A 12,914-nucleotide genomic window follows, 5' to 3' on the forward strand; every position below is an offset into this window, starting at 1 on the left:
ATGATCTTGAAATTTTTAGAAAAGATCGGAAGAAAAAAAGTAGTTCTAGATAGAGGACCGTCACACCCAAAATTTGATCAAGCAAAACCGTGGATGAATAGATATTATGTGATATTCAGAAATAGACCTAAATGGTTTCCGTTTAATATATTGATACATGAAATGTTAGATGATGATCATGGTGATGGGGTGCATAATCATTTATGCCCATACATTACTATAATATTAAGAGGAGGGTACTGGGAAACAACAAAAAATGGAAGATTTTGGCGAAAGCCTGGATACATTGGTTTTAGATCGGCAAATGCTTTTCATAGAGTTGATTTAGAACCAGGCACAAAACCAATGACAATATTTATTCCAGGACCATTTGGTTTACGAAAAGGACCACGATCAGAATATGGTATCGATTTTAAAACTAAAAGAAGTTAATGGCCTTACCTTTTGAAAAAGAATTTATATCTCACTGTAAAAAACAAAATTTAGAAATTAATCCTAGTCAGATAGATTTAGTAAAAAAATTACAAGAATACTACGAGGGTAATTTTCAATCATTAATATCAAAAATTTTTCAAAGCCAATCTTTTAAAAAAGGATTTTATTTATATGGTGATGTTGGTGTAGGCAAAACAATGATTTTAGATTTCTTTTTTGATCAATTAGATCATAAGAAACTAAGGTCACATTTTAATGAGTTTATGTTGAGTTTTCATAATTTTGTTCACAAAAGAAAAGGTGGTAATCAAGAAAATATTATTAATAAATTTGTAAAAGATTTAAAATCAAAAGCATTGATAATTTACTTTGATGAGTTTCAAGTAACCAACATTGTTGATGCTATGATTTTAGGAAAATTATTTGATCAAATCTTCAAAGAAGATATAAAAATAATTGTAACTTCAAATACTAAAATCTCTGAGCTTTACAAAGATGGTCTTCAAAGAGATCAGTTCAAACCATTTATAAAAATAATGGAAGATAAATCTTTTCAATACGAACTTGTAATTGAAGATGACTATAGAAAATCTAATAATTCTCAAGATAGATACTTTTTTCCACTTGATGAAGAAACTAATTTTAAAATAAATAAATTTTTTAGAACTATTACTAAAGATAAAAATAAAACTGAAAAAATAATTAATGTAAAAGGAAGAAATTTTATAATAGAAAATTTTTATGAAGGAGTGGCTAGATTTGATTTTAAAACATTATGTGATCAGAATTTAGGTGCAGAAGATTATTTAGAAATTGTTAAAAATTGCGTTTTTATAGTAATCGATCAAATACCACAGTTTGATAATTTTAATTCTAACCAACAGCAAAGATTTATAACTTTATTAGATATAATTTATGATAATAGTGTTCCAGTTGCAGTAACAGCTAATCAAAGTTTGGATAAATTTACATCATCAAAACTATTAGAAAAACCATTTGAAAGAACAATCAGTAGATTATACGAATTGACATCTAAAGTGATGAATTCATGAAACAAGAATTTTTTAATCTTCAAATAAACACAAATGGTCAAAAGTTATATGAATTTACAAATCAAACTCTTAATTGGATAAATGAAAATAATTTTAACAATGGAATTTTAAATTTAAGTATTCAGCATACAAGTGCGTCTTTAATTGTACAGGAGAATGCCGACCCAGATGTACAAACTGATTTGATTAAATATTTTGATAAGTTAGCACCAATGGATAATTCACTTTATGTTCATACAACTGAGGGTAAAGATGATATGCCAGCTCATATAAAATCTGCATTAACGAATAATCAAATTTCACTTAGTATTAAAAATAAAGAATTATTACTCGGAACTTGGCAAGGTCTCTATCTGTTTGAACATAGATTAGAGTCTCAAAAAAGATCTATAATTCATCATTTTTTGGGAGAATAAGTTATTTTTTCTTCAAAGATTGAAATGCATCCAATGCAGCAGCTCTTGCTTTTTCATGAATAACTATTGGTTGTGGATAGTCTTTACCTATAATTGTTTTAATAGCTTCTTGATATTTGACTTCCATTTCCCAAGGTTTGTGAATAAATTTTGCAGGAACTTTATTTAATTCAGGAACCCATTTTTTTACATAAATACCTTCCTTGTCAAATTTTTCACCCTGAAGAATAGGATTAAAAATTCTAAAGTATGGTGCAGCATCAGCTCCACAACCAGCAACCCATTGCCATTGTGCAACGTTATTAGCTTTATTAAAGTCAAGTAAGCAGTTTCTAAAATGCTTCTCTCCCTCTATCCAATTAATTCTCAAATGTTTTACTAAAAAGGATCCTACAACCATTCTGATTCTATTGTGCATCCATCCAGTTTCGTATAATTCTCTCATACCGGCATCAACTATTGGATACCCTGTCATACCTTTTTTCCATGCTTTCAAAAATTTTTCATTTTTAACCCATGGGAATTTGTCAAATTCTTTTCGAAAGTTACCTTTTAAGAATTCAGGAAAATAATTAATTAGACTATGAGAAAATTCTCGCCAACCAAGTTCGTTTATATATTTTCTATATCCTATTCCTTTTGATTTTAGCTCACTACACTTTTTCCAAATTGTATTCACATGAATTTGACCAAATTTTAAATATGGGGATAACCTAGAAGTACCATTTATGGAAGGGATATCTCTATTAGTCCCATAATCTTTAATTTTATTTTCTAATAAATCTTTTAGAATCTTTTGAGAATCTTTTTCTGAAACTTTCCAATATTTATCAAATTTTTCATACCATTTTTTATTTGGTAAAATATTTTTGAGATCTAAAGAATTCTTAAAAAAATTGATGTCTTTAGTTTTCTTTTTTACAGTGTAATTTTTACTTGGAGGTTGATTTATATAAATTTGTTCAGCAGTTCTCCAGAAAGGTGTAAATACTTTAAATGGTGTGCCATCATTTTTAGTTACTTCTTGAAATTCATTTAAAATATTTCCTTTAAAATATTTGTATTCTATTTCATTTTTTATAAATAGATCTCTTATTTTTTTTCCTTTAGATATAACATCTGGTTCATAAATTTTATTCCAATAGATACATACATTATCTTTTTTTTTAAGCTTTGAAAAAATATCTAATTCATCACCTTTTAAAATTTCTAGATTGATTTTAAATTTTAATAGTTCTGTTTTTATTGACTCTAATGATTTAAATAACCACCATTTTTGAGCTTCTCTTTTGTTGTCAAATTCATTATTGTTATAAATATATAATGCAATCACATTTTCATGATTATTAGTTGCAAAGGAAAGAGCTGGATTATTATCAATTCTAAAATCTTCTCTAATCCAAAATATTCCAGTGCTTTTCATTATAATTATTTTTGATTTACTAATTTTTGATACATTTCTTGATCGGTATCACCCTCACAACCAAAAATTAATACATTAGAATTTTCATTAAGATCAATTTTTGTCTTAATTGTTTCATCTTCGCAGCTTGCAATTAAACTAATTACACCTGGCGCAGCATTTTCACCTGCAATTATACTCTCTTCACTAAAGCTTGCATTTCCAAGTAATTTCATAGTTTTAGCGATATCATCATCCGGTAAACTTATACAGTGTTTAACTGAGTTTTTTAAGATTTCCCATGGCACAAGTGACACTTCTCCACACGACATCCCGCCCATTAAACTTTCTCGTTTAATGTTAATTTTTTCTATTTTTCCAGTTTTAATACTTTCCATTACGCAAGCTGCACTATCTGGTTCTACTACAATTATCGTAGGAATATTATCTAGGTATCTCGCTATCCCAGCTACCATTGCACCAGCCATACCACCGACACCAGCTTGTAGAATAATATGAGAAATTTTTTCATTTTTAATTTGTTCAGCTATTTCCTTCATCATTACTGAATAACCAGCCATTGTATATTTAGGAACCAGCATATAATCTTTCCAAGCAACATCCTGAACAATTTGCCAATTATTTTCTGTAGATTGTTTTATGCATTCAATCAAAGAATTTTCGTAATTGCCTTTAACTTTTATAACTTCTGCACCAAGTGCTTCCATAGCTTTGCCTCTTGCATCACTTACAAATTCACTTATAAAAATTTTACATTTTAAACCTAATCTTTTTGCACCCCAAGCAACAGACCTACCATGGTTTCCAGCTGTAGCAGTCGCTACGACTATTTCTTTATTTCCTTTGGTAACTTTTTCAACAGCATAAGCTCCTCCTAGGGCTTTGAAGGATTTTAAATTAAATCTTTTATTTTCGTCTTTATAAAAAATATTTTTTAAATTTAATTCTTTAGATAATTTGTTTAATTTAACTAGGGGTGTAGGGGAGTATCCTTCCCATTTTGAGATAGAATTGTAAGCATCATCTAGATCTTTTGAAGTTAATGAGCTTAAGATTTGATCTCTATCAAATGAATATTTTTTATTATCAGCAAATTCAGTCAATTTCCATTGATGACCGTTAGATAAAATACTCATAAACTAACAATCTAATGTGTTATCTTTTTCCCATTTAGTGACTGCTTTGGCCTTATCAAAACTTTCTTTTGATTTAAATTCTTTAATTTCTGTATCTCTTAATTTTATATAACTTGAAATAACATCTGATCCAAAAGCTTCATTCATACTTTTATTATCTTTTAATTGAGAAAGTGATTGATCTAACTCATCTGGTAATTTTGGTAAGTCAGGATATTTTGCAAAGTCTTCGTACATATTGCAATGCAAAGGATTGCCGGGATTGATTTTATTTTTGATACCATCTAAGCCAGCAGCCAAAATACTAGCTTGTAATAAATATGGATTAGCAGATCCATCCATTAACCTTAATTCAAATCTTCCTGGATCAGGAATTCTAATCATATGTGTTCGGTTGTTTCCAGTGTAAGAAATACTGCTTGGTGACCATGATGCTCCAGATTTTGTAGGTGGTGCATTAATTCTTCGGTAGCTATTAATTGTTGGATTAAAAAATGCCGACAACGATGATGCGTTTTTAATTACTCCACCTAAGAAATTATATGCAATTTTACTCAATCCAAGTTTATCAGATTTATCTAGAAACTTATTTTTCTTACCTTGCCAAACTGATACATGAGCATGACATCCATTACCTGTTAAATTATTAAATGGTTTAGGCATGAATGTTGCTCTTAATCCGTGTTTTTCAGCAATTGTTTTTACCATGTATTTAAAAAAGGTATGTCTGTCTGCAGTTTCTAAGCAGTCAGAGTAATCCCAATTCATTTCAAACTGTCCGTTTGCGTCCTCATGGTCATTTTGATAAGGACCCCATCCCATTTCAATCATACAGTCACAAATTTCTTTAATTAAATCATATCTTCTCATCAATGCAGATTGATCATAACAAGGTTTTGATTGAGTATCTCTTGGATCTGCAATTGACTCTCCATCAGGTGATATTAAAAAATATTCACATTCAACACCTGATTTCATTGTTAAATTTTGTTTTTTAAGTTTTTTAATTTGATTTTTTAACATTACTCTTGGCGATGCTTCCACTGGTTTACCGTTCATCCATAAATCAGATGCTAACCATCCAACTTCTTTATTCCATGGCAATTGAATCAAGCTATCAGGATCAGGGATCCCAAACATATCAGAGTCTGCTGGCGTCATATCTAGCCATGCTGCAAAACCAGCAAAACCCGCACCTGCAGTTTGCATTTCTTTAATCGCATGAGCTGGAACAAGTTTTGATCTTAAAACTCCAAAAAGATCGACAAAGCTAATTAAAAAATATTTAATTTTTTTTTGTTTTGCAATTTTAAATAAGTTTTTAGCCATTAACTAGCTTAACATAATTATTTAAAAAAAGATAAGATAGTTTCTTTATAATAAATCAAATTTACAACTATAATAATTATTATTGCTAAAATTACACCGTATTTAGCTTTAGGAAATGCAACTCCTCTCATTTTTGAGGGTCTTAATTCTTCATTTTCATCTGTCATAAAAAATTTAGATTAAAAAGGGCGCTATTAATTAAAACAGCGCCCAAATTTTTATTTTAATTACCAATCGGTAATATTGCTTTTATGATCATTAGCACCATGTCTCTTCTTTGCTAATCTTGAAAGTTCATCACTTTCAGATTTTGCAGTTAACACGTGCCAACCAATCCATAAAATTATAGCAATGATTACCAGTATACCTTCACTAGATCCAGCACCAGGGTAAACAGCCCCAACTACCTCTTCAGCTGGCTTGTTAAGGTGATCTATCCAGTTTGTTACTGTAGCCATATATTTCTCCTTTACCTGGTTGCAGATGAAACTGCTTTCTCATCTTCTTTAGCAGCCTCCATCATTTCATAATCTAGTCCAGCTATTTCTACCTCTCGAGGGATTCTTAATTTACCCATACCGTGAAGCACTTTAGCTATGACATAGCCTGGTATTAGTCCAAGAACAACAAACATAATTATTGCTCCGATGAACTGTCCAAGAGGATTAATTGTTGCATAAGTAGTTCCATCCCACATAGCACCCACACTGTAACCAGATGAAGGGTAGCCCCATAAAACAAAACCACAAATTACAAGACCAACAAATCCCGCATAACCGTGAACTGCTACTGCACCAACTGCATCATCGATTTTGAACTTTCGTTCAACCCAGTAATGTAGTTTGTATGCAATCACAACACCGATCATACCAATGATCATTGATTGAATTGGATGATATAAGTCATTTCCAGCTGAAGCACAGATAACACCTGCTAGTCCACTAGAGTATGTCCAGAAAGGATCACCTTTAGCAATCCAATATCCGGCCAGTAATCCTCCTGATAACGACATCAAGAAGTTAAAGGTAATACCACTAAGTGTAGTAGGAGTTACGTAAATGTTTGTAGCTGTCCAATAAGATATACCTTCCATTCCATATTCTGGACCTAAGTCAAAAATTGGAATGTTACATGCAGCATAAAATCCCCAGAAACCAGTGTAAATTAAAAATAATCCAACTGTTACTAGCCAAGGATTTCTAGGCCCTATGTTTCTAGGTTCACCACTTGATGAGAATTTTCCAATTCTTGGACCTAAAACCACAAGAACACCTAAAGCAAATCCACCTGCTATTGCGTGAATTACTCCTGATGCATATGCATCATGGTATCCTAAAAGTTTTAACATCCATCCATCAAAGTGCCATCCCCAAGCAGCATCAATTGTCCAAAATACAGATCCAATTGCAATTGCTAAAATACCAAATGCAAATGTTGTGATTCTTTCAATGATTGCTCCTGAAACGATAGAAGCAGCTGTCCAAGAGAAAAGCAGGAATGCAGCCCAGAAGACACCAGAAATGTGATCTCCTAGATTGATCGCCATAAGTTCACTTGTAGCTGTATACCAAGTAGCACTAAACGCAGACTCGTCTGTGATTAGAGCAGTACTCTCATTCATTATTGAAGGTGCTAATCCAGGTCCTGTTGGAAAAGCCCAGTAAATCCACCAACCAAATAAAAACCAAGTTACTGTCACCAGTGGTATCAGCATTGTGTTTTTCATAAGAGTATGTTGATGGTGTTTGTATCGAGAAGCTCCAACTTCATACATACAGAATCCAACGTGAATTAAGAACATCAGCACCACTGTTACCCAGTAGTAGAACTCTGTAAATATGGTAGTAAGAGCAGCTAACTGATCAGTCATATTCTCTCCCCATATTTGTTATTCTAAACCCTATAAAATTATTAGCTTAGTTACAAATACAAAGAGAGACTAAAAACCTAGTGTGGTCACTAGGTTTTTAGAATTAAATCAACTATTGATTGTTATTTAAAATTTTAGGTATGCTTTTTTCAAATCAACAAGAGGATGTTTTGGAGACATTTGAAATTTAACTAAAAGCTCTCTTGCAATCATGTCTCTGTCTTGTTGATTGTTAGGTAGTTTAATTGATTTTGGAATTGTTACCCATCCATTTGCATTTCTGCAAAACACAGCAGGTCTTCCTTCTTCGTAACCCATGTGTACATCTTCCAACCAATTTAAATCATCCCATCCCATTGCCTCAATATATTTTTTTAAGAACGGAGTTATTTTATTATAATCAGGCAACAGGTTAACGTCATATCTATAACCAATCGACTGGCCTATCATTTTTTCTCTAGCAGTTTGTTTTTTTACTCCAAACTTAACTTTTGAAACTTTAGCTTTCGATTTAGTTTTTTTAGTTTTCTTTTTAGCCATCGTTACCTCTTATATTTTATGATAGTTATCAACACCAACAGTGTAGTTTGTACCTGCAAGTGGAACTTTCGCTAATGCAGAAGCTTCAGAAGTTAAAGCTGCTAAATCTTCTGGTTCTAACGAATGAATATTCGTCTTACCACAAGCTCTAGCTAACAATTGTGCTTCCAAAGTCATTGAGTGTAGATAGTTATATACTCTCAACGCTGCATCATCAGGATTTAATCTTGCTCTTAATTTTGGATCCTGAGTAGCAACACCAACTGGACATCTTCCAGTATGGCAGTGATAACACTCCCCAGCTTTTACACCCATTTCTTTTTCGAAATCAGCTTCTGGAATATCTTTGTTGCAGTTAAGTGCAATCATTGATCCAGTACCTATAGCAATTGCATCAGCTCCAAGAGCTAAAGCTTTAGCCATATCAGCACCATCTCTTACACCACCTGCGTAGATTAACGTTACTTTTCCAGTTTTACCCACATCATCAATTGCTCTTCTTGCTTCTCTAATGGCAGCAATTCCTGGAATTCCAGTATTTGCAGCAGCAATGTGTGGTCCTGCTCCAGTAGATCCTTCCATACCATCTAAATAAATAGAGTCCGGATCACATTTTGCAGCCATACGCACATCATCATAAACTTTAGATGCACCAAGTTTTAACTGAATTGGAACCTTATTTTTCGTTAATTGTCTTAACTCTTCAACTTTTAGAGCTAAATCATCTGGACCTAACCAGTCAGGGTGTCTTGCAGGTGATCTTTGGTCAATACCTGATGGTAGTGATCTCATTTCAGCAACTTGGTCAGTTACTTTTTGACCCATTAAGTGTCCACCCATACCAACTTTTTGTCCTTGTCCAATAAATACTTCAATTCCATCAGCTAATTGAGCGTGATGAGGATTAAAACCATATCTTGATTGAATACATTGGTAATACCATTTCTCTGAATATCTTCTCTCATCTGGTATCATTCCACCTTCACCTGAACAAGTAGCGCTTCCTGCCATAGTAGCACCTCTTGCTAAAGCAGTTTTTGCTTCATAGGAAAGTGCACCAAAGCTCATCCCTGTAATGTAAACAGGTATATCTAATTCAATTGGGTTTTCACATCTTGGACCAATTACTGTTTTAGTTTCACATTTTTCTCTATAACCTTCGATTACAAATCTTGTAAGCGTTCCAGGCAAAAATACCAAATCATCGAATGTTGGAATTTTTTTCATTAATGCCATTCCACGCATTCTGTATCTTCCTAATTGAGATTTGATGTGAATGTCGTCTATTACTTCAGGAGTAAAAATAGCATTGTGTCCTAGTAGACTTTTATTTCTTTTACCTTCTTCATGAACATGAACGTCAGCTTTTCCACCAACGCCTTTACCATTCTTTTTACTTTTTTTCTTAGGCATTAAATTGCTCCCTTCTTCTCTGTAGGTTCTAAATTATCGTAATTCCAAAGTTTTTTACCAGCTACAATTTTTTTCATTTTACTAACGTCAAAATTTTCACCAATTTCAGCAACTTTTAATTTTCTTTTTAGCCAATCTTGGTCGCTTGCTGTTAATTCAGCGTCTACAGCATCACTACCATAAGATCCAATTTCTCCTCCTACGAATATTGTCCCATCGTACATTGAGTCGCCCAGGTTAATTCCAACATCTCCAAGAATTATTATTCTTCCTCTTTGCATCATAAAACCAGTGAAAGCACCTGCGTCACCACCAATAATGATAGTCCCACCTTTCATATCAATACCTGTTCTAGCACCAACGCTACCTTTGCAGATCAAATCTCCACCTCTGATAGCTGCACCAAAACAAGATCCAGCGTTTTTCTCAATTACCACTTTACCAGCCATCAAGTTTTCTGCACAAGACCAACCAACTCTTCCATTGATTCTAACTATTGGTCCATCACACGAACCAATTCCAAAATAACCTAAACTTCCTTCAAAAATTAAATTTAATTTATTAAGGATACCCACACCCAAACTATGTTTTCCTTGAGGGTTTTTGATTACAATTGTTCCATAACCTTGGCTCATTAAATTATCAATTTCTTTATTAGCCTCTGCAGCAGTCATATCTTTAACATCAAGATCAGTTCTTTTGTTAAAGTCTACGTCATAAGTACCGAAGTAATAAAAATTCTCTGCCTCGTCTGGGTTAAAGAATTTTTGTTGAGTTCTCCCTGTTAGAACTTCGGTATGCATACCCATTGATTGGGCTTTAGATTTTTTTGATACTGTTTTTAGATTTGCCATACTTTAACCTCCCCATCAAATGGATCATATGTATCTATTTCTTGTGGTAACACAGATCTAATAGCTATCTCTTCTGATCCCATTGCAACTAAATCATCTGACTCATATAAAACTAAAGGTTTTGCAGCCATAGTGTCTTTAGCCATTCCCAAAGAGTCTTTTGTAGCCACGAAATAAGTAAATACACCGTCTAAACCAGTTAAACTCTCTTTCATACCTTCCTCTAAAGAAGCACCATCTCTCATTTTTTCTGCAAGATAAACTGCGATTAATTCTGAGTCACACTCAGACATAAATCTCATTCCTTTGTTTTCCAACACTCTTCTGTTGTTCCAATAGTTCGTTAATTGACCATTGTGAACTACAGAAACGTCACTAAAAGGATAGCCCCAGAAAGGGTGGGCAGATTTGATATCAACACCAGACTCAGTCGCCATTCTAGCATGACCTATTGCATGAGTTCCCACAACTTTATCTAGACTATATCTATCACAAACCATTTTTGCGTTACCTAAATCTTTAATAACTTCTAATGATTTACCCATAGATAAAATTTCTACACCTGGAATACTTTCTATTCTTTGAGAAAAATCTAACAAATCTTTTGTGTTGTAATCAATCTCATATCTTAAAGAGTAAGGAAGTGTTCTTTCTTCCTTAACAACTTTTGCTCCCATCTCAGCTAGAGTTTGATCTACAACTTTTTTTCTTTCATCATATACAGAAACATCTTCCATAACAGACGAACTTCCTTCTCCAACGTTCTCACCAACTTTAAAACGCATGATGAAATTTTTGCCATCTGTATCTCCATACAAAGCATATCCAGTTGAGTCTTCACCTCTATGTTTTAACGCTTGAAGCATACCTTGTAATTCGCTTCCAACATTTGAGGATTTTCCTCTATGAATTAATCCCGCTATCCCACACATATTTTTATACCCTTTCTATTATTTTATGACCTACGGTAAGCAATCAAGATAAGTATCCAGATCCCATTGAGTTGTAGCACCCAAGAATCTTTCCCACTCATCGTTTTTGTACCAATGGAAAACTTTATACATTTCATCTGGCATTGCAGATTTAATTACTTCATCCTCTGCAAGTCTAGCCAAAGCTTCACCAAGACTTAATGGAAGTTTCTTAACATCTTTACCAGCCTTTTGAGCTTCGTAAATATTTCTAGACTCAGGAGCAGCTGGTTTTAATTTTTTACTAATTCCATGATCACATGCTTTTAGTAACGCTGCACCTAATAAGTATGGATTATGCATAGAGTCTACTGATCGGTATTCAAATCTACCTGGTGCAGAAACTCTTAATCCACATGTTCTATTTTGGTATCCCCAGTCAGCATACACTGGTGCCCAGAAACCTTGATCCCATAATCTTCTATAAGAGTTTACTGTAGAAGATCCCAATGCTGTTAGTGCTGGTAAGTGTTCCATGATACCTGCAATTGATTGTAATCCAATTTTACCTGGCAACTGCATATCTTTAGTATCAGGCATAAAAGTATTTGTTCCACCTTCAACGTAACTAAATACTTCTTCAACACCTGGAAGTGTTTTGTTTCCAAGTTTGTTTACTTTAACTTTTCCACCTTTCCACAAAGACATATTGGTATGACATCCACTTGCAGAAACTCCCATGAAAGGTTTAGTCATAAAGCAAGCTATCAAGTTATGTTCCCTTGCAACTTGAGCACAAATTTGTCTGTATGTTGATAATCTATCTGCGTTTCTTAAGACGTTATCATAAGTCCAGTTTAATTCTAATTGACCTGGTGCATCTTCGTGGTCCCCTTGGATCATATCAAGCCCCATTGCTTTTGCGTATTCAATTACCTTCATAAATACTGGTCTTAAAGACTCAAATTGATCAATGTGATAACAGAATGGCTTAGAAAAACCTTTACCAGTTGGGGTTCCATCTTCATTTTTTGTTAACCACATCATTTCAGGCTCGGTTCCAACTCTTAATTCTAGACCATGTTTTTTCTTAAATTCATCCATGAAAATTCTTAGATTTCCTCTGCAGTCTGAAGTTAAGTGACCGCCTGGATTTTGTCTTTCTTCTCTGTTTCTAAAACATGTTACAAAAACTCTTCCAACTCTTTTGTCCCAAGGTAGTTGCACAAAAGTTTCTGGATCAGGTATTCCAACAAGCTCCATAGCTTCTGGACCATAACCAATGTAGTTATTGTGACGATCTAAAAATAAGTTTGCTGTTGCTCCGTAAACTAATTGAAATCCTTTTTCTGCTGTTCTTTCCCAGTGATCTGCAGGTATACCTTTACCTACAACTCTTCCTGTTACAGAAATAAATTGATAATAAATATAAGTTATTCCAAGTTCGTTAATTTTTTCTCGAACTTTTTTTACAAGTTTAGCTCTACCTGGCTGGTTAACATGTTTTTCTAGATCCGTCATTTTCACCCCTCAAT

General features: G+C 33.3%; 14 protein-coding genes. 3 read left to right on the forward strand and 11 right to left on the reverse strand.

The window, feature by feature from the left end; genetic code table 11:
- From ACTTAO_RS05495 to ACTTAO_RS05505, 3 genes are read left to right on the forward strand one after another with little or no spacing between them, the layout of a single operon-like run.
- Window positions 1–432: a hypothetical protein gene (locus ACTTAO_RS05495; protein ID WP_262590382.1), complete on the forward strand. Its 432-nt coding sequence runs from the start codon at window positions 1–3 to the stop codon at window positions 430–432.
- Window positions 432–1,487, forward strand: a complete 1,056-nt coding sequence (gene zapE, locus ACTTAO_RS05500) for a cell division protein ZapE (protein ID WP_440691284.1) — start codon at window positions 432–434, stop codon at window positions 1,485–1,487. The genes ACTTAO_RS05495 and zapE overlap by 1 nt, the downstream gene beginning before the upstream one ends.
- Window positions 1,484–1,903 carry a secondary thiamine-phosphate synthase enzyme YjbQ gene (locus ACTTAO_RS05505; protein WP_440691286.1) on the forward strand — a complete coding sequence of 140 codons (420 nt, stop codon included), beginning with the start codon at window positions 1,484–1,486 and terminating at the stop codon, window positions 1,901–1,903. Before zapE ends, ACTTAO_RS05505 begins: the two co-directional genes overlap by 4 nt.
- 1 nt (window position 1,904) lies before the next feature.
- On the opposite strand, the gene ACTTAO_RS05510 is transcribed toward ACTTAO_RS05505, so the two are convergent.
- From ACTTAO_RS05510 to ACTTAO_RS05560, 11 genes are all read right to left on the reverse strand, one after another.
- On the reverse strand, window positions 1,905–3,326 hold the full coding sequence (locus ACTTAO_RS05510) for a cryptochrome/photolyase family protein (protein WP_440691288.1): 1,422 nt from the start codon (window positions 3,324–3,326) through the stop codon (window positions 1,905–1,907).
- 5 nt (window positions 3,327–3,331) lie between these two features.
- On the reverse strand, window positions 3,332–4,462 hold the full coding sequence (locus ACTTAO_RS05515; protein ID WP_440691290.1) for a diaminopropionate ammonia-lyase: 1,131 nt from the start codon (window positions 4,460–4,462) through the stop codon (window positions 3,332–3,334).
- 3 nt (window positions 4,463–4,465) lie between these two features.
- Window positions 4,466–5,791 (reverse strand): type III glutamate--ammonia ligase, encoded by a 1,326-nt coding sequence (glnT, locus tag ACTTAO_RS05520; RefSeq protein WP_440691292.1) that lies wholly within the window; start codon window positions 5,789–5,791, stop codon window positions 4,466–4,468.
- 17 nt (window positions 5,792–5,808) lie between these two features.
- Entirely contained in the window at window positions 5,809–5,958 is a 150-nt protein-coding gene (locus tag ACTTAO_RS05525; RefSeq protein ID WP_262590388.1) for a hypothetical protein, read from the reverse strand.
- 60 nt (window positions 5,959–6,018) lie between these two features.
- A complete protein-coding gene (locus tag ACTTAO_RS05530; RefSeq protein ID WP_440614087.1) occupies window positions 6,019–6,249 on the reverse strand; it encodes a hypothetical protein in 231 nt (76 codons plus the stop codon).
- An 11-nt stretch (window positions 6,250–6,260) separates the two neighbouring features.
- The gene (locus tag ACTTAO_RS05535; protein WP_262590390.1) at window positions 6,261–7,661 is read right to left on the reverse strand and encodes an ammonium transporter; all 1,401 of its coding nucleotides are present in this window, start codon (window positions 7,659–7,661) and stop codon (window positions 6,261–6,263) included.
- A 126-nt stretch (window positions 7,662–7,787) separates the two neighbouring features.
- Window positions 7,788–8,201, reverse strand: a complete 414-nt coding sequence (locus ACTTAO_RS05540; protein ID WP_440614088.1) for a hypothetical protein — start codon at window positions 8,199–8,201, stop codon at window positions 7,788–7,790.
- A gap of 9 nt (window positions 8,202–8,210) precedes the next feature.
- A complete protein-coding gene (locus ACTTAO_RS05545; RefSeq protein ID WP_262590391.1) occupies window positions 8,211–9,614 on the reverse strand; it encodes an FMN-binding glutamate synthase family protein in 1,404 nt (467 codons plus the stop codon).
- Window positions 9,614–10,468: a GXGXG motif-containing protein gene (locus ACTTAO_RS05550; RefSeq protein WP_262590392.1), complete on the reverse strand. Its 855-nt coding sequence runs from the start codon at window positions 10,466–10,468 to the stop codon at window positions 9,614–9,616. The genes ACTTAO_RS05545 and ACTTAO_RS05550 overlap by 1 nt, the downstream gene beginning before the upstream one ends.
- Window positions 10,456–11,400: a glutamine amidotransferase gene (locus tag ACTTAO_RS05555; RefSeq protein WP_440691294.1), complete on the reverse strand. Its 945-nt coding sequence runs from the start codon at window positions 11,398–11,400 to the stop codon at window positions 10,456–10,458. The genes ACTTAO_RS05550 and ACTTAO_RS05555 overlap by 13 nt, the downstream gene beginning before the upstream one ends.
- 30 nt (window positions 11,401–11,430) lie before the next feature.
- On the reverse strand, window positions 11,431–12,900 hold the full coding sequence (locus ACTTAO_RS05560; protein WP_440618160.1) for a glutamine synthetase family protein: 1,470 nt from the start codon (window positions 12,898–12,900) through the stop codon (window positions 11,431–11,433).
- Window positions 12,901–12,914 lie beyond the last annotated feature (14 nt).

It is taken from the genome of Candidatus Pelagibacter sp. HIMB1782 (genome assembly GCF_052047475.1).
Taxonomy (GTDB): domain Bacteria; phylum Pseudomonadota; class Alphaproteobacteria; order Pelagibacterales; family Pelagibacteraceae; genus Pelagibacter.

Excerpts from the sequence above, each read along its gene's own strand:
- ACTTAO_RS05495 (WP_262590382.1), top strand. The coding sequence starts at position 1 with ATGATCTTGAAATTTTTAGAAAAGATCGGAAGAAAAAAAGTAGTTCTA.
- zapE (WP_440691284.1), top strand. The coding sequence starts at position 432 with ATGGCCTTACCTTTTGAAAAAGAATTTATATCTCACTGTAAAAAACAA.
- ACTTAO_RS05505 (WP_440691286.1), top strand. The coding sequence starts at position 1,484 with ATGAAACAAGAATTTTTTAATCTTCAAATAAACACAAATGGTCAAAAG.
- ACTTAO_RS05510 (WP_440691288.1), bottom strand. The coding sequence starts at position 3,326 with ATGAAAAGCACTGGAATATTTTGGATTAGAGAAGATTTTAGAATTGAT.
- ACTTAO_RS05515 (WP_440691290.1), bottom strand. The coding sequence starts at position 4,462 with ATGAGTATTTTATCTAACGGTCATCAATGGAAATTGACTGAATTTGCT.
- glnT (WP_440691292.1), bottom strand. The coding sequence starts at position 5,791 with ATGGCTAAAAACTTATTTAAAATTGCAAAACAAAAAAAAATTAAATAT.
- ACTTAO_RS05525 (WP_262590388.1), bottom strand. The coding sequence starts at position 5,958 with ATGACAGATGAAAATGAAGAATTAAGACCCTCAAAAATGAGAGGAGTT.
- ACTTAO_RS05530 (WP_440614087.1), bottom strand. The coding sequence starts at position 6,249 with ATGGCTACAGTAACAAACTGGATAGATCACCTTAACAAGCCAGCTGAA.
- ACTTAO_RS05535 (WP_262590390.1), bottom strand. The coding sequence starts at position 7,661 with ATGACTGATCAGTTAGCTGCTCTTACTACCATATTTACAGAGTTCTAC.
- ACTTAO_RS05540 (WP_440614088.1), bottom strand. The coding sequence starts at position 8,201 with ATGGCTAAAAAGAAAACTAAAAAAACTAAATCGAAAGCTAAAGTTTCA.
- ACTTAO_RS05545 (WP_262590391.1), bottom strand. The coding sequence starts at position 9,614 with ATGCCTAAGAAAAAAAGTAAAAAGAATGGTAAAGGCGTTGGTGGAAAA.
- ACTTAO_RS05550 (WP_262590392.1), bottom strand. The coding sequence starts at position 10,468 with ATGGCAAATCTAAAAACAGTATCAAAAAAATCTAAAGCCCAATCAATG.
- ACTTAO_RS05555 (WP_440691294.1), bottom strand. The coding sequence starts at position 11,400 with ATGTGTGGGATAGCGGGATTAATTCATAGAGGAAAATCCTCAAATGTT.
- ACTTAO_RS05560 (WP_440618160.1), bottom strand. The coding sequence starts at position 12,900 with ATGACGGATCTAGAAAAACATGTTAACCAGCCAGGTAGAGCTAAACTT.